This is a genomic window from Halalkalibacter alkalisediminis (genome assembly GCF_028610705.1).
Taxonomy (GTDB): domain Bacteria; phylum Bacillota; class Bacilli; order Bacillales; family Bacillaceae_D; genus Halalkalibacter; species Halalkalibacter alkalisediminis.
Genome location: NZ_JAQQWT010000014.1, coordinates 46,436 through 60,699, shown reverse-complemented (window position 1 = coordinate 60,699; position 14,264 = coordinate 46,436). Strand labels below are relative to the sequence as shown.

General features: G+C 36.5%; 21 protein-coding genes. 12 read left to right on the top strand and 9 right to left on the bottom strand.

The features are described from left to right. The first annotated feature begins 209 nt into the window (after positions 1-209). The 4 genes from PQ474_RS16955 (at position 210) to PQ474_RS16940 (ending at position 3,020) form a co-directional block, all read left to right on the top strand. Entirely contained in the window at positions 210-1,358 is a 1,149-nt protein-coding gene (locus tag PQ474_RS16955; RefSeq protein WP_273845699.1) for a restriction endonuclease, read from the top strand. Positions 1,359-1,514: 156 nt separating this feature from the next. After that, complete coding sequence (locus PQ474_RS16950) at positions 1,515-2,114, top strand: hypothetical protein (protein ID WP_273845696.1); 600 nt, start codon at positions 1,515-1,517, stop codon at positions 2,112-2,114. Positions 2,115-2,314: 200 nt separating this feature from the next. Beyond that, on the top strand, positions 2,315-2,437 hold the full coding sequence (locus PQ474_RS16945) for a hypothetical protein (protein WP_273845693.1): 123 nt from the start codon (positions 2,315-2,317) through the stop codon (positions 2,435-2,437). 211 nt (positions 2,438-2,648) lie between these two features. Beyond that, positions 2,649-3,020 carry a hypothetical protein gene (locus PQ474_RS16940; protein ID WP_273845692.1) on the top strand — a complete coding sequence of 124 codons (372 nt, stop codon included), beginning with the start codon at positions 2,649-2,651 and terminating at the stop codon, positions 3,018-3,020. Here the strand turns inward: PQ474_RS16940 and PQ474_RS16935 are convergent. The 5 genes from PQ474_RS16935 to PQ474_RS16915 form a co-directional block, all read right to left on the bottom strand. Beyond that, on the bottom strand, positions 3,017-3,166 hold the full coding sequence (locus tag PQ474_RS16935) for a hypothetical protein (protein WP_273845689.1): 150 nt from the start codon (positions 3,164-3,166) through the stop codon (positions 3,017-3,019). The genes PQ474_RS16940 and PQ474_RS16935 overlap by 4 nt on opposite strands. A 52-nt stretch (positions 3,167-3,218) precedes the next feature. Continuing rightward, entirely contained in the window at positions 3,219-3,542 is a 324-nt protein-coding gene (locus PQ474_RS16930; RefSeq protein WP_273845687.1) for a hypothetical protein, read from the bottom strand. 145 nt (positions 3,543-3,687) lie between these two features. After that, entirely contained in the window at positions 3,688-3,981 is a 294-nt protein-coding gene (locus PQ474_RS16925; protein WP_273845683.1) for an endonuclease domain-containing protein, read from the bottom strand. Positions 3,982-4,039: 58 nt separating this feature from the next. Beyond that, positions 4,040-4,186, bottom strand: coding sequence for a hypothetical protein (locus tag PQ474_RS16920; RefSeq protein WP_273845680.1), 147 nt, complete (start codon positions 4,184-4,186; stop codon positions 4,040-4,042). 165 nt (positions 4,187-4,351) lie between these two features. Further along, complete coding sequence (locus PQ474_RS16915; RefSeq protein WP_273845678.1) at positions 4,352-4,576, bottom strand: helix-turn-helix domain-containing protein; 225 nt, start codon at positions 4,574-4,576, stop codon at positions 4,352-4,354. Between the two features lie 234 nt (positions 4,577-4,810). On the opposite strand from PQ474_RS16915, the gene PQ474_RS16910 reads away from it, so the two are divergent. Then, positions 4,811-5,086, top strand: a complete 276-nt coding sequence (locus tag PQ474_RS16910; protein ID WP_273845676.1) for a hypothetical protein — start codon at positions 4,811-4,813, stop codon at positions 5,084-5,086. Positions 5,087-5,243: 157 nt separating this feature from the next. Then, complete coding sequence (locus PQ474_RS16905) at positions 5,244-6,374, top strand: site-specific integrase (RefSeq protein WP_273845672.1); 1,131 nt, start codon at positions 5,244-5,246, stop codon at positions 6,372-6,374. Positions 6,375-6,462: 88 nt separating this feature from the next. On the opposite strand, the gene PQ474_RS16900 is transcribed toward PQ474_RS16905, so the two are convergent. From PQ474_RS16900 to PQ474_RS16890, 3 genes are all read right to left on the bottom strand, one after another. Next, on the bottom strand, positions 6,463-6,984 hold the full coding sequence (locus tag PQ474_RS16900) for a GNAT family protein (protein ID WP_273845671.1): 522 nt from the start codon (positions 6,982-6,984) through the stop codon (positions 6,463-6,465). 114 nt (positions 6,985-7,098) lie between these two features. Next, positions 7,099-7,767 carry a bacillithiol biosynthesis deacetylase BshB2 gene (gene bshB2, locus PQ474_RS16895; RefSeq protein WP_273845669.1) on the bottom strand — a complete coding sequence of 223 codons (669 nt, stop codon included), beginning with the start codon at positions 7,765-7,767 and terminating at the stop codon, positions 7,099-7,101. 14 nt (positions 7,768-7,781) lie between these two features. After that, entirely contained in the window at positions 7,782-8,129 is a 348-nt protein-coding gene (locus tag PQ474_RS16890; protein WP_273845666.1) for a YojF family protein, read from the bottom strand. A 184-nt stretch (positions 8,130-8,313) separates the two neighbouring features. Here PQ474_RS16890 and PQ474_RS16885 point away from each other — a divergent pair, with 184 nt between their 5' ends. Beyond that, positions 8,314-9,120, top strand: a complete 807-nt coding sequence (locus PQ474_RS16885) for a S1 family peptidase (protein ID WP_273845664.1) — start codon at positions 8,314-8,316, stop codon at positions 9,118-9,120. Between the two features lie 68 nt (positions 9,121-9,188). On the opposite strand, the gene PQ474_RS16880 is transcribed toward PQ474_RS16885, so the two are convergent. Next, positions 9,189-9,560 carry a cyclase family protein gene (locus tag PQ474_RS16880; RefSeq protein ID WP_273845662.1) on the bottom strand — a complete coding sequence of 124 codons (372 nt, stop codon included), beginning with the start codon at positions 9,558-9,560 and terminating at the stop codon, positions 9,189-9,191. Between the two features lie 90 nt (positions 9,561-9,650). Between PQ474_RS16880 and PQ474_RS16875 the strand changes: the two genes are divergently transcribed. From PQ474_RS16875 to PQ474_RS16855, 5 genes are all read left to right on the top strand, one after another. Further along, positions 9,651-10,229 (top strand): hypothetical protein, encoded by a 579-nt coding sequence (locus PQ474_RS16875; protein ID WP_273845660.1) that lies wholly within the window; start codon positions 9,651-9,653, stop codon positions 10,227-10,229. Between the two features lie 60 nt (positions 10,230-10,289). Continuing rightward, positions 10,290-10,595: a metal-sensing transcriptional repressor gene (locus PQ474_RS16870; protein ID WP_273845658.1), complete on the top strand. Its 306-nt coding sequence runs from the start codon at positions 10,290-10,292 to the stop codon at positions 10,593-10,595. Between the two features lie 82 nt (positions 10,596-10,677). Beyond that, complete coding sequence (gene copZ / locus PQ474_RS16865) at positions 10,678-10,899, top strand: copper chaperone CopZ (RefSeq protein ID WP_273845656.1); 222 nt, start codon at positions 10,678-10,680, stop codon at positions 10,897-10,899. 95 nt (positions 10,900-10,994) lie between these two features. Beyond that, positions 10,995-13,424 carry a heavy metal translocating P-type ATPase gene (locus tag PQ474_RS16860; protein ID WP_273845654.1) on the top strand — a complete coding sequence of 810 codons (2,430 nt, stop codon included), beginning with the start codon at positions 10,995-10,997 and terminating at the stop codon, positions 13,422-13,424. 3 nt (positions 13,425-13,427) lie between these two features. Then, positions 13,428-14,222 carry a hypothetical protein gene (locus PQ474_RS16855; protein WP_273845652.1) on the top strand — a complete coding sequence of 265 codons (795 nt, stop codon included), beginning with the start codon at positions 13,428-13,430 and terminating at the stop codon, positions 14,220-14,222. The last annotated feature ends 42 nt before the right edge of the window (positions 14,223-14,264 follow it).

The window sequence follows — 14,264 nt, the reverse complement described above, 5'->3', positions numbered from 1 at the left end:
TCCCTTATAAGCATATAGTTTGATGAATACCAATCAAAGTCTATCACGTCCAGTTAATTTCTTTTTGTTATTTATGAAAATAAAAAACTTCTTAAAGTGGGGTTGGGATTTTATGTTAAAATAAAACAAATAGAGTTCACTATTGATTCACTCGTGATATATGGTGAGTAGAAAAACTGACAATAAGTAATAAAGGGATGGGTTCAGTATTGAATGATAAATTATTAACAAAAACAAAAATGTCGGAGTTAGTTGGATGGTCTGAAGCAAATGGTAGAAGATGGGTGAAAAATTTCAAAGAATATATACCCACTGAATCCAGTCGGAATAGAGTTATGTACACTATGGAGTCATTAAGAATAATGACATTCCTTAAGAAATTGAATGAAACAGGTTTAACAATTCCAGAAATCAAACAAATTTTAAATAAAGAGGGACTTCCAAAAAATGAAAAAGAAGAGCAGCAATTAATTGAAAAACACAAAGTAGCACGGGGACATAAAGATTACAATGAAGATATAAAAGATACTATCCCTTCTACTGGGGAAATGATGATTCCTTATTTGGAGCTACTTAGAGATGGAAGTGCATATTCAGCTAGTGAAATTACAGAAAAATTAGTCAACTCCTTTAAATTAAGTGAGGAACAAAGACTAATGAAGTATGAAAATAACTCAGATATTATATTTCTTTCTAGAGTACGAAGTGTAAGGTATAGCTTAAAGAAAGAAAATTACATTGATGAAGTTAATAAGCTTACATATCAAATTACCAATGAAGGTCTTGAATTACTTAACGAGAGCAAAGGTGAGATTAAAGAGGAAATTGAAGAGTTAGAAAAGGTAATAGATCCTCTAACAATTGTTAAAGAGAAATTGGATGAATTAAAAAATGAACTAGCTGATAATTTATTGAAGCAATTAAGAAATGTTCATTGGATGAAGTTTGAGGATATAGTGGTTGAGCTACTAACCGTTATGGGGTATGGTGACGGTAAGGTTACTCAAAGATCAAACGACGAAGGGCTAGATGGTGTAATCAAAGAAGATAAACTAGGTCTTGATAATATCTATGTTCAAGCTAAACGTTATGCTGCCAATAATTCTGTTGGTCGAGATGTTGTTCAAAGCTTTTCAGGTGCTCTAGATGGAAAGGGAGCAAGGAAGGGGGTATTTATTACAACCTCTTACTTTACTGATGGTGCGAGAAAATATGCTGAACGATTAGAAGCCAAGAAGATTATTTTGATTGATGGTTTAGAACTATCAAAGTTAATGATTGATCATAATGTTGGAGTTGATATTAACCATACTTTTGTGGTTAAGGCTATTGACTATGATTATTTTAAAGATGAATAATTTAGTAGATGGGGGTTTATCTTGTTAGTTGTCTTATTGATGACTAGTGAGGTAAGCCCCTTTTTTCTTTTGGAAATATTGGAAATAGTTATATAACTTGTCTAAATGCTGTGATAAGATTCAATTACTAGAAAAAATGTGAAAGGAAGAGTGTGTATGGATTACAAAAATAGTATTGCGAAAATATTATTTTGGATAGGTATATTTCAAATTGTTATAGGTATAATCCTAGCGTTTTCCTTAAGTACTGTTGATGTAGGTTATTATTCAAGTAGTTATGAGATTTCATGGGGAACATTTTTCACTATTTTTGCGAGTAGCTTTGTAGCAGGTATGATACTTATAGGGTTTGGTGAATTAATTGAAAGGCAAACTGAAACAAATACACTTCTAAAGAAAATGATTAAAGATCCAATTCATCAAGTTGCTTCAGCTAAAGAAGTAACTACAGAGAGTGTAGTTTCGAAAAGTGAGAATGAAGAAGAAGATAATTCAATTCAAGTCACTCAACCTGAGTTAATCGACTGGGATATTGAACCTGATGATCTAACAAAGATACATGATTATTTTGAGGGAAAAGGGCGGAGTGTTTCTGATATCATAGCTACTCCAAACGAGTTTATGTATGTGGTGTTTACAGATCGGTCAAAACATCTTATTAGCATGGATAGGGGATTTTCTAATCAAGTAATGGAGTTAGATTTTAAAATTTATCCTAAAATTACTCGATGGCTTATAGAAAATCTGAAGGAGTAGACGAGAAAAAGCCCTCACTACCATCATTGTGAGGGCTTCCTTACATGGTTAATTGAATTGTTGTGGGTATTCTTCACTGTATAGAACCATGTAATTATTGTATTTACAAAAAAAGTAATTATTATTCATGTGAAATAATACACTATATCCTATTGTCTTTTGTCAAATTTTAGCTACTACAAAAGAAAAGGAGTGTTTCCATGAAACGAACTTTTGCATCAATTGTTAAACTTTTTGAATCTAAACTAAATCGAAAGCTAACCGATGCTGAATACCGTGTACTCTATTCAAACTTTGTTAAGTCTTCTCAAGATCGTAAATAAGATTTCTTTTCTGTTCCACTCCATAACAAAAGCCCCCACTATGGAAGGCTTTTGTTATGTCTGTTGAATTGTTCATGGAGGTTGTTCGGTATTTTGAAGCATGTAATTTTATAATAAACAAAAAGAGCAATTATTATTCATGTCAGATAATCGCTTAATTTTGTTGATTCCTGTCTAAAAATGAATATTATTAAGAAAAGGAGGCTTGACCATGAACCTATTTCTTGATGAACTTTTATCAAAACACCCTTTAACACCTACTACACGTGAGCATAATGCGTATACTTTGATCTTTGAGATCGAGAACTATGTACGAGGCTTACTACTCGGACATGGGATTAAATTCTATGGCGATAAAACACCGTTACACATACTAATCACACTCCTAGATAAGATTCCCTCCCAAAGAAGTCCAATTTCCCAAGAGGATAAACTAAAGCTTAATAGAATTATTGATGTACGTAACAAGATTTGTCACATGAAAACAATTAGCGAAAGAGAGTATGACTTACTTGTTGAGTGTTGGACAGCTTTGTTTGTGAAGAATAGCGCATCTTTTAAAGTTAACCTCTTACTCAACTAGAGCTTTCCTAGCCTTTTTAGAACCTCAAGTAAACTCTTCTTATCTCTACCAGTCCATTGCATTAACTCTTCAATTGTTGGATTTCTTCCTTTAATTATGTTCGCATTTTGTATAATCTGTTTTATTTTGCGTTCAATATGATCCATATCTTCACCTTTAATTAATGAAGGGGCAGTTTTAATTGGTATTAGGCTGCCTTTATTTATCTTTAAAATGTTCGGCAATGACGCTCAAACTCTCCATTTTTCGTTTAAGGTAATTATATCTTATTGATTGACTGTTCAGTTCACATTCAGCCATTGTAATTTCAGCTAATAATTCTTTTAAGTGAGGAAATTTGAGTGCATCTCGTTCCTCTTGATTCCTGCCTTCAAAGCCCTGTAAATACAGATCACATTTCCTGAAATGTAGCTCTAACTTAAGTTCGTCTAAATAATTCTTTGCGTTATAGTATTTCTCCTCTTCGATTAGAATTAAATCAGGAATGTTATATAACTCTTCAATAACAGTTTCCAGATCCATTTGCCCCCCTCTTTCCCTATTGAGTATGATAACGCGAGTTAGCGTTAACAAATCATATTAAGAAGAGGACTAAAAAATACGTATTTCCTTCTCTATCTTACGTAATATACCGTTCATATCTCTGTATATTCGTCTTCCAGAAAACCTAAGTACTTTCCTTCCAACCATTCTTACGCAAAAAAGCATTCTTCCTTCTGTCGTGAGCTTTTTGTGCTGGTGAGCTATGAGAAGCCTTACCATCACATTCAATTACTAATTTTGCCCCCATCAAAGCTAAATCAATTCTATATTTACCACATGGACTTTCTATTGGAGATTCACATTTGTAATACTCATTATCGATTGTATCAACTGGTTCAAATTGTTTATTTTCCTGAATCCTTTTTAAACCAAGGGCTATAGGGAAGAGAAGTAATAAAACAAGTATCGTTTCAGTCATTATTATCACCGCTAATTATTATCTCCAATAAAAAAGCACAACCATTAATGGCTACGCTCTACAGATCAAAAAAGTCTTCAGTTCTAGCTTCAGGTTGAATTTCTCTTATAGCCTTCATTATTTTTTTAATTGTACTTGTGCTCGGTGTATAATCAGAATCAAGAACAAATACGACTAGCTGTATTCCTCCCAATGTTGGCTGCATTACATACTCTTCCTTAGTATGTGAAGAGATTGATTAAATACGATATGGATCATGACATTTTTAATGAGAAAAAGTGTACGGATAACCGTACAATATTGGAAGTTTATAATGAGTGGATGAGTAAGCATGTATGGAAATAAAAATGAGACCACTGGGCGATTATGCTTAGTGGTCTTTTTTTACATGTTCAAGTTTTAATAAATCCTGAATGCTAATATCTAATGTCTTGCAGATTATACCTATAGTATCTCTTTGATATTGCTTAGCAGTATCATTATAAAGCCTTCTTAATGTTTCGTACTGTAAGCCACTCATTTCAGCAAACTTTCTTATTGAAATTTCACGCTCATCTAGTATGTATTTTAAATTAGATTTAACTCTTTGATTCATAAAACTCACCTCTACCATATTCTATAAAATCATTATAACAAAAATGACTACAAAATGTAGTAAATAACTGTTGACGACAAAATGTAGCCAATGTATACTTAAAACAAGTTAAGGTTATTGGTCAAAATTACCATAACTTTAAATGTAAATTGTGAGAGGATGTTGTAAAATTTTGTAGTAATATGGTAACAGATGATACAGATCTAATCACACTAGAGGAGGCAGTTTATTATTATGGTAGCACTAGTTGAAGCAAAGATGAAGAAGGTAGTTGGTTTTGTAAGTGGTTTTATGGGTTCGCCAATTGAATTTAATTTTACAATTGAAGCTGGCACAGAGGAACAGGAACGTGAGAGAGCCATGAATTACTTATTTGATCTTCAAGAAGAAATGATTACAAGCTATAGAATAATGATGAGTAAATTTACTGATGTGAAATTAATGGATGTTCCTGAGCTTAAAATTGATAGAGTAGACATCTTAGAAATGGATGAGGAACTAGTATTGTAATTCATAAGAAAATTAACCTTACATTTGAATGTATTTACTAGTGGATAGTAATGTTAGTTACTGATAATATAAAACTTAAGCTATTGCTCCTTGAAAAGTAAATATCATACTCTTATCAAATTTAAGTTACATAATCACTTAATTTAAGAGGTGGATTATGAGCTCGATAAAAAAAGAAGAAGATGGAAAATATTCTTTTGTTGTTGATATTGGTAAAAATCCTTTCACTGGCAAGCGCAGACAGATTAGAAGGAAAGGGTTTAATACCATAAAAGAAGCAAAAGAAGCCATGAAAACTATTCTACTAAAAGCTGAAGCAAATCGAGATTTAAACAATGATATTTCAAATGCAAAATTTATGGATTTTTTAGAACAGTGGATTGAGCATAAAAAAATTGCTGTTCAATATTCTACATACAGTAGGTATAAGCAGACAAAGAAATATCTTTTAGAGCCTTATTTCCAAAATATTAAGATATATCAAATAAATGAAAATGTTTTAAATAACTTTATTTTATCATTAGTTAAGCAAGGTAAAGCACCATCTACCATTAGGAGGGCTTGGAGTACAGTTCGCTCAGCATTGAAAAAGGCTGCTAAGAAAAAGGGATTTAATATTGAAATATGTGAAGATATCCTACTTCCGCAAATGACAAATAATTCGAGAGTTTGGACAGAAGAGCAAATAAATAAGTTTTTAAATGCACCAAACTTTTGTAGAAGGCTATCTCGTCATTATAATGCCAGTGCCTTTGCGCTTCTAACAGGAATGAGGAAACAAGAGGTGCTAGGTCTACGTTGGAAAGATATTTATGTTGATGAGAAGGTCTGTCATATTCAGCAAACTGTAACTGAGACTAGTGGTGGGTATAAAGTTTTATTTAGAGGTAAAACAGATACATCTTTAGGGAAAGTTGCTTTACCTGATAAAGCATTTGAATACCTAAGAAGGCAAAAGGTTCAGCAAGAAAACGATAAGAATCTGCTTGGTGATCATTATAATGATCAAGATCTTGTTTTCTGTAGAAAAGATGGGGGAGTATTAAAACCTAGTTTGTTAAACAATGGCTTTAAGCTCTGCATTAACCATATTGGCTTGCCTTATATTAGGTTTCACGACCTGCGCCACACTCACGCAACGTATCTACTTAGCAAGGGTATTAACCCAAAAGTTGTTCAGGAGAGACTTAGACATAAAGACATCCGAACAACTCTTGGTATTTACGGACATGTTACTTTAACTATGCAAAAAGAAGCTGCAGATTTACTAGATAAGAGCTTTAATTAATTTTTTTAATCTAGTGTGTGATTTTTTTGTGATTTGTATTTATCACATGTATGATCCAAGAGGAGATTATGACCTTTTGAATCAAGCGTTAGTAATCAGAATTCCACACAATTTCTCCGTATTTTTGATCATAATCAACCTCAACATCAAAATCATGCTTCTCATAAAAATGGATGAGTCTGTCAAGATGGTCAAAGTCACGTTTGGCGAGGTCGCCTTTAATGTATTGGACGTTTTGTTCTTTGGCATGTTCTTTTAAGTAATCCATGCAGATCGATCCGTAGCCTCTGTTTTCTTCGCCTTTGATGTCACCTATGAAAATCGTTGATTGATTTTCATATTTGGCTTGAATGGAGAAGTCCCAGTTTCCTCGGTAGGCGGAATCGCAATCGTTTAGCATGACTTTACAAGCATGCCCATCATCTACTATAGACACAATCACCCATTTTTCCTCTTTCGTTTGTTCGATTCCAATAATTTGCCATTTTTTTGAGATTTCTTTTACGTTTTCTTGCATGCGAAACACTTGGAATTCAAGATCTACTAAGTTCTGCTCTAGCTCTTCGGGGTCTTTTTTTTCCTCCTGAGCGCCAAGCTTAGTTAAAAGCACCGAATCACTCCTTTCATTATCTACTATTTTACAAGTTATATATTATAAAGGGACAATAGAAAACGTGCAAGTCCTAAACCTAAAAAAGCTATCTCAGCAGGAGACAGCTTAAAGTTATTTAAAAAGATAAGTCCAAAAACGTTCAGTATTCAACCATTCAAGAGCTACTTTATCACCTGTATTCCATTTTGGTTCCATTTCTTGAAGCATCCATGCTGTTTGTGAGAGGTGAGCTCGAATGGCAGCTTTTTTCTGTTCCGCAAAAGCCTCCACATTGATCACAATATTAGCAGCACCGATTTCTTGCTCATGGTTATTGGAAAAAGCGACGCAGTGAAGGGTCGGTCGAGCTTCTTCGTCCATACGCGCAATGGCACGAACGACGGCACGGGCTGTTGCCTCATGATCGGGATGGACAGAGTAGCCTGGATAAAAGCTTATAACTAGTGAAGGATTCAATTCTGCTATTAACGCTTCAATCACGTTCGTCATTTTTTCGTCATCTTCAAATTCAATCGTTTTATCACGGAAGCCAAGCATTCTTAGGTCTTGGATTCCCATTGCTTCTACCGCTTTTAATAATTCTTTTTTACGGATTTGGGGTAAGGATTCCCTTGTTGCAAACGGTGGATTTCCTAAGTTTCTACCCATTTCTCCAAGTGTTAAACAAGCATATGTAATAGGTGTACCATTTGCTACGTGCATGGAGATCGTTCCAGAGACTCCAAAGGCTTCATCATCAGGATGGGGAAATACAACGAGTATGTGACGTTCTTTCTTCATTGGGACTCTCCTTTCTATTCAAAAGGGATTTTACTGATTTCCAGTGCAACACCTAATTTTCCATCGTTTCCGTGCCCTGCAAGTAGCAGACGACCTGCTTCATCCAATTCAAAGTGAGTCAAACCTTCTGCATAAACCCAACCGATTTCTAATTTAAGGCCAACGCGATAGGGGCCGTTTCCAGTGATTTTTCCATGCTCATACGTTAGTTTTGCATTGCGAATATACGCAGATGCTGAATAAAAAGTTTCATCCACATGTGACGCATAAGCTCCATTCGTTGTTTCTAAATGGAGATAGATTTCTTGATTTGCGAATGAGTTAATTAATATTTGTACATCCTTGGTCTTTATTGGATCCATTATAAGCTTCTCCTCCCTTTTTGTAGTTGAATGTAAGATCTAGTATAAAACAAAAAGTACTCAACAACCAATTATTTAATATCATTTCTCCTAAACAATATCCCCTCTGTGTTCATATGTTTCCTTTTTTGTTAAACTAAGTGAAGTGAATGTTTCAAATGAATCTCTGTAAGAGGGGGATTGGATGAAAGATAAAGATCAGTTTGAAGATATGGAAGAACAAGAGGAATATATACCAAAACCAGAAGATTTCCTTTTTGATGAAGAGGAAACAGAGGAAGAGGTACAAAAGAAGAAAAATAAAAAAACGTTGTTCCGCTTTATAGGGGCAGCAATAGCCATCATTCTTATCTTACAAGGAGCCAACATTTGGTTTAATCTTTTTTCCTTGGAGCAAAGGGAGCTTGCGCGAACGTCGGATGAATTAAGTCAGCAAGATCATATAATGGAGTACAAGGAAGCTGTTGTAACCATTCAAGGAAATGGTGGTAAAGGAACTGGATTTGCCGTGCATCCGGAAGGGTATATTTTAACCAACCATCATGTCATTCATAATCGTCAGCCACTAGCAGTCATCTTTCCGAGTGGAGACATGTTTCATGCTGAGGTGCTGGAGTCCAATGAGAATCTCGATGTCGCTTTACTAAAAGTTGAAGGTAGTGAGGTACCCTTTTTACCGTTGCGTATAGAGGATGCTGCAGAGCATGAGAAAATATATGTAATCGGAAATCCATTATCCCAAACACAAATTGTTAATGAAGGAGAAATCCTTAATGAGGAAGCTCCGTATCAAGTTTTAAAAATATCCAATGCTATTTTCCCTGGACATAGTGGCAGTCCGGTTTTATCAGAGGGGGGAGAAGTAGTGGGAGTTGTTTATGCGCGAACCATTCCATCGATCGGAAGCCAAGAGGAAGGTCATGGTTTAGCGATACCGATTGAACGTGTGTTTGAACTGATACCTGATTTATATGATTTGACTAGACAATAAATATGGTTAAAGCCTACTTTGAATTTCAGAGTAGGCTTTACCTTATTGCAATCCTTTTTACCGTTTCATTAACACCGCACGAACAAGACACCATCGGCTCCTTCTATTTTTAATGGAAGAGCAATGAGAACCAGCTCGACGGTAGTAAGGTCGATTCCTGCTAAAGCTTGACTAGAAATCGCTTCGTAATTAGAGACATCGATAACCAATGCATTTCCGATATAGGAGTGAAGTGGTAGTTTAGATACACGTGAACCGTCATCGGTAAAATGATAGGGAGCATCAATGTGAGTTCCGGTATGGGCGCTCATTGTAATTGTACCGACATTGACTGAACCCGTTTCTTCTTTTGTCCAAATTAAACGAAAAGAAAATGGAGTACTGCCTGGCCATACTGGAGTTAAAGAGTTTAATACTTGCGAGATGTCTAATATTTTCATGGTCATGCCCTTTTCGTATTTCCTCAACTTGTACTATTCCGTTTCTTCATGAAATAAGAATAGATTAAAGAGGTTAATGGGAGGGTGTATATGTCAACAGGACTACTTCTTTTTTTCATTTTATCAACCTTTTTATTTGTTTGCTATTATGTGGTGATCGCACATTACCGTCAAGAAGAGAAAATGAGCTTAATGATGACAGCAATGGCTGGTGGAATGACGGCAGGACTTTTATTTGGTGCGCTTATGGGTATTTTGCTTAGAGGGGATTTTGTTCAATCAACGATACTAGGAATCGTAATAGGTATGACGATTGGAGCGTTTCTTGGTTTGCCTGCTCAGCTTCTTGCTACATTAGAAGGCATGTTAGCAGGGTTAATGGGTGGCATGATGGGAGCGATGGTGGGTGAAATGTCCCCTATTGGTCAAGAAGATACTTTGTTGAAATTTATGTTCATGATTAGTTTAATCGTTTTCTTATTTACGGTTCGACTATTCTATTCAGAAACAACCTCTAACATGTTACAATTTTTAAGAAACCCACTTCTTGCACTTATGCTTGTATTAATCGTCTTTTTGGCACTGGAAAATGTAGGTCCTTTTTTTCCAGAGCATGAAACGGACCCTAAGTCTCACATGCATTCGGTGTTCCCTGATGATGGATATTGACAACGGTGATCTTTTATATGATAGTAGAAACATATAGGTGATTAGAGAGGAGACTTGCCGATGTCAAAGGAAATTGAATTGAAACAGGTTGATCATCGACATTCTCGTGAAAAAGAACAGTTGGTGAATCGCTTGAAACGCATTGAAGGCCAAGTACGTGGCATTCAAAACATGATTGAAACAGATCGATATTGTGTCGATATTTTAATTCAAGTTGCTGCCATTAATGCTGCGATGAAAAAAGTTAGTTTGCAACTAATGGAAAATCATACGAAACATTGTGTAGCCGATGCGATTAAAAGAGGTGATGGAGAGGAAGCGATCTCTGAACTAATGGATGTCGTAGAAAGATTAACAAAAACATAAAGGGAGCTTCTTTTACCTCTCTTGATTACCCTAGGGGAGTATGGTAGAATACAACTAGATTAAGTGAAAAGGTGATGACAATATGGAAGCAACTGGATTTGAAACTGCAACGATGCAAGTAAAAGGAATGTCATGTAACCATTGCGTATCTTCTGTTGAAGGAAGTGTAGGGAAGTTGAATGGCGTTCAGTCTGTTGAGGTCGACCTTTCAAAAGGAACGGTTGTCGTTTCTTTTGAAAAAAACAGCATTTCTTTAGATGCCATCAAAGAAGAAATTGAAGAACAGGGATATGATGTAGTTTAATTCATTCTGAACGTGCCTTTGTGGCACGTTTTTCTTACACAATTTCATACCCTGTAGGGGTAATGGGTAGCTGGAGAGTAAAGGGGAGAAGTTAGATGTCAAAAGAAAAAGATATGACCTTTTCCATATCAGGAATGACCTGTGCTGCATGTTCAGCGAGAGTCGAAAAAGGGCTAAATCGAATGAACGGTGTGGCAGAAGCCAATGTGAATCTAGCAACGGAACAAGCTAGTGTTCGATATGATCCAGAGCAAATCGGTATAGAACAAATAACGGACAAGGTTGTGAAGTTGGGTTATCAGGTACGAGTATTGCACGCTGACTTTCATGTGACGGGAATGACCTGTGCAGCTTGTTCCAATCGAATTGAAAAGAAATTAAATCGGTTACCTGGTGTCAAACAAGCAACAGTTAACTTGGCACTAGAAACAGCAACGGTTGATTACTTTGAAGGGGCAACAGATATTCCTGATGTAAAAAGGGCGGTTGAAAAACTAGGATTCGGTTTTAAAGAAAAAGAGAATACAGCCGATCACACGACCTCTAAAGAGCAAGAAATGGAAAAACAACTAGGGAAGTTTTTATTTGCACTCATTTTAACACTCCCATTGGTTTGGGCCATGGTAACGCACTTTGAATTTACAGCTTTTATTTGGATGCCAGACATGTTTATGAACCCATGGGTGCAATTAGCTTTAGCAACACCTGTTCAGTTCATTGTTGGTGCACAATTTTACGTGGGCGCTTATAAAGCTTTACGAAACAAAAGTGCGAATATGGATGTACTTGTTGCCTTGGGTACGTCAGCGGCTTATTTTTATAGTATTTATTTAGGAATCGAAGCTATGCAACTCGGTATTGTGATGCCAGATTTATATTTTGAAACATCAGCTGTGATTATTACGTTAATTGTGTTAGGGAAATTATTTGAGGCGCGGGCGAAAGGGAAAACGAGCCAGGCGATTCAAAAACTACTCGGGTTACAAGTGAAAACAGCTACAGTGCTCAGAGACGGTGAAACCTTCGAAATCCCACTTGAGGATGTTCGTGTTGGCGATCATCTTATCGTAAAGCCAGGTGAAAAAATCCCTGTTGATGGGTTGATTGTTGAAGGACACTCCGCTGTCGATGAATCGATGATTACAGGTGAAAGTATTCCAGTTGATAAAGGATTAAATGATAGTGTCATTGGGGCGACGATTAACAAAAATGGGTCATTAACGATGGTTGCGACAAAGGTAGGGAAGGACACCGCTTTATCTCAAATCATAAAAATCGTTGAGAATGCGCAGGGCTCTAAAGCGAATATTCAAAGAATGACAGATAAAGTATCAGGTATTTTTGTGCCAGTTGTAGTAGTCATTGCGTTTATTTCATTTTTGATCTGGTATTTTTTCATAACGCCAGGAAATGTTGGAGCGGCCCTTATCCCAACGATTTCAATTCTTGTCATCGCTTGTCCTTGTGCTCTTGGTTTAGCGACACCTACTTCGATTATGGCAGGATCTGGTCGTGCGGCTGAACTCGGCTTGCTGTTTAAAGGGGGAGAGCATTTAGAAAACACTCAATTGATACAAACGGTTGTGCTTGATAAGACAGGGACGGTAACAAAGGGAGAACCTACTTTAACCGACTTATTTACTGAAGGAAACGTGGAAAAAAATACGTTACTACAGCTAGTAGCATCAGCGGAGAAAAAATCAGAACATCCATTGGCTCAAGCGATTGTGACTTATGCTGGAGAAAATAAGCTATCATTACTCGGTGTAGAGCAATTTGAAGCGATTCCAGGGCATGGCGTCAAAGCTATTGTACAAGGAAAGAGTCTTTTAATTGGGACAAGAAAATTACTAGATGACGCGTCTGTATCATTTAAACGTTCAAAAGAGCAAATGACAAAATTAGAACTAGAAGGAAAGACAGCCATGCTTATATCGGTTGATGGGCAGTATGAAGGCATTGTAGCGGTTGCTGATACGGTGAAAGAAACATCTAAGCAGGCTGTTGCGAGAATGCGAAAGCTTGGCCTAGAAGTGATCATGCTTACAGGTGATAACAAACGAACGGCTGAAGCTATTGCGAAGCAAGTAGGAATTGATCAAGTTGTAGCTGAGGTACTTCCTGAAGAAAAAAGTGCAGTCATTGAAAAGCTTCAACGTGACGGGAAAAAGGTGGCAATGGTTGGCGATGGATTAAATGATGCACCGGCTCTAGCTGTTGCAGATATAGGAATGGCGATTGGTACAGGGACTGACGTGGCGATTGAAGCGGCAGATATTACCTTGATGCGTGGTGATTTAAACAGTGTAGCAGACGCCATAATAATGAGCCGTAAGACGATGGTTAATATTAAGCAAAATTTATTCTTTGCCTTTGTTTACAATTCAATTGGAATTCCAATCGCTGCGGTTGGATTGCTTGCTCCATGGGTGGCAGGTGCTGCAATGGCCTTCAGTTCTGTGTCCGTCGTGTTAAACGCGCTAAGACTTCAAAAAACAAAGCTAGAGAAGGAAATGGAGAGTTAGAAAATGACAAAGACCGTTCGAAATTGGGTTGTTTCAGCGATGGTCATTTTATTGGCAGTCATTGGTGGTTATTATAGCTTATCCGATGCCAATAATATCGCAGATCATGAACATTCAAGTAGTCCGGAGCATTCAGAAGAAGAGCATCAACATCAATATACTGATTCTGAATCGACACTAGAGGTGGAGCTAACGTACACGGATGATACGATTACGATATCAATGCTAAATCAAGATGGAAACATCCCGGAATTAGCTGTTACTCATGAGAAATTAATGCATCTAATTATAATAAGTAATGATTTAGAGACGTTCATTCATTTGCATCCAGAACAAACAGAAGAAGGTACGTTTGTGATTGAACCTTCTCTAGAACATACAGATTATCAAGCATTTATTGATATAAAACCAGTAAATGACGTCTATGTGACAGAGCCGATTACTCTGAATCAAGATCACCATTCACATCAGCATAGAAGCCTTCACCCCACATCAAATAAAGTGAGTGAAGTTGACGGAATGACCGTCGAGCTTACACATGAAAAGGTTGAAGCAGGACAATCTGTTTCCTTATCGTTTGATTTGAAAAATGCTTCACCAGAACCTTATTTAGGCGCATTAGGTCATGTAGTGATTGTCGATGAGCATTTAGCTACCTTTATCCATGTTCATCCAGAATCAGAGGACGATACGATATTTGAAGCTCATTTTGATGAAGCTGGGATGTATAAACTTTGGGCTGAATTTAAAGTAGATGGAGAAGTTCGTATTTTTCCATTCGTACTTGAGGTAGAATAGGGAAGAAGAGGTGCAAGGTCAACGGTCTCTTAAACGAAATGA

Bases quoted from the DNA above. Each gene is read 5' to 3' on its own strand.
- PQ474_RS16950 (WP_273845696.1), top strand. From the start codon at position 1,515: ATGGATTACAAAAATAGTATTGCGAAAATATTATTTTGGATAGGTATA.
- PQ474_RS16945 (WP_273845693.1), top strand. From the start codon at position 2,315: ATGAAACGAACTTTTGCATCAATTGTTAAACTTTTTGAATCTAAACTA.
- PQ474_RS16940 (WP_273845692.1), top strand. From the start codon at position 2,649: ATGAACCTATTTCTTGATGAACTTTTATCAAAACACCCTTTAACACCT.
- PQ474_RS16935 (WP_273845689.1), bottom strand. From the start codon at position 3,166: ATGGATCATATTGAACGCAAAATAAAACAGATTATACAAAATGCGAAC.
- PQ474_RS16930 (WP_273845687.1), bottom strand. From the start codon at position 3,542: ATGGATCTGGAAACTGTTATTGAAGAGTTATATAACATTCCTGATTTA.
- PQ474_RS16925 (WP_273845683.1), bottom strand. From the start codon at position 3,981: ATGACTGAAACGATACTTGTTTTATTACTTCTCTTCCCTATAGCCCTT.
- PQ474_RS16920 (WP_273845680.1), bottom strand. From the start codon at position 4,186: ATGCAGCCAACATTGGGAGGAATACAGCTAGTCGTATTTGTTCTTGAT.
- PQ474_RS16915 (WP_273845678.1), bottom strand. From the start codon at position 4,576: ATGAATCAAAGAGTTAAATCTAATTTAAAATACATACTAGATGAGCGT.
- PQ474_RS16910 (WP_273845676.1), top strand. From the start codon at position 4,811: ATGGTAGCACTAGTTGAAGCAAAGATGAAGAAGGTAGTTGGTTTTGTA.
- PQ474_RS16905 (WP_273845672.1), top strand. From the start codon at position 5,244: ATGAGCTCGATAAAAAAAGAAGAAGATGGAAAATATTCTTTTGTTGTT.
- bshB2 (WP_273845669.1), bottom strand. From the start codon at position 7,767: ATGAAGAAAGAACGTCACATACTCGTTGTATTTCCCCATCCTGATGAT.
- PQ474_RS16890 (WP_273845666.1), bottom strand. From the start codon at position 8,129: ATGGATCCAATAAAGACCAAGGATGTACAAATATTAATTAACTCATTC.
- PQ474_RS16885 (WP_273845664.1), top strand. From the start codon at position 8,314: ATGAAAGATAAAGATCAGTTTGAAGATATGGAAGAACAAGAGGAATAT.
- PQ474_RS16880 (WP_273845662.1), bottom strand. From the start codon at position 9,560: ATGAAAATATTAGACATCTCGCAAGTATTAAACTCTTTAACTCCAGTA.
- PQ474_RS16875 (WP_273845660.1), top strand. From the start codon at position 9,651: ATGTCAACAGGACTACTTCTTTTTTTCATTTTATCAACCTTTTTATTT.
- PQ474_RS16870 (WP_273845658.1), top strand. From the start codon at position 10,290: ATGTCAAAGGAAATTGAATTGAAACAGGTTGATCATCGACATTCTCGT.
- copZ (WP_273845656.1), top strand. From the start codon at position 10,678: ATGGAAGCAACTGGATTTGAAACTGCAACGATGCAAGTAAAAGGAATG.
- PQ474_RS16860 (WP_273845654.1), top strand. From the start codon at position 10,995: ATGTCAAAAGAAAAAGATATGACCTTTTCCATATCAGGAATGACCTGT.
- PQ474_RS16855 (WP_273845652.1), top strand. From the start codon at position 13,428: ATGACAAAGACCGTTCGAAATTGGGTTGTTTCAGCGATGGTCATTTTA.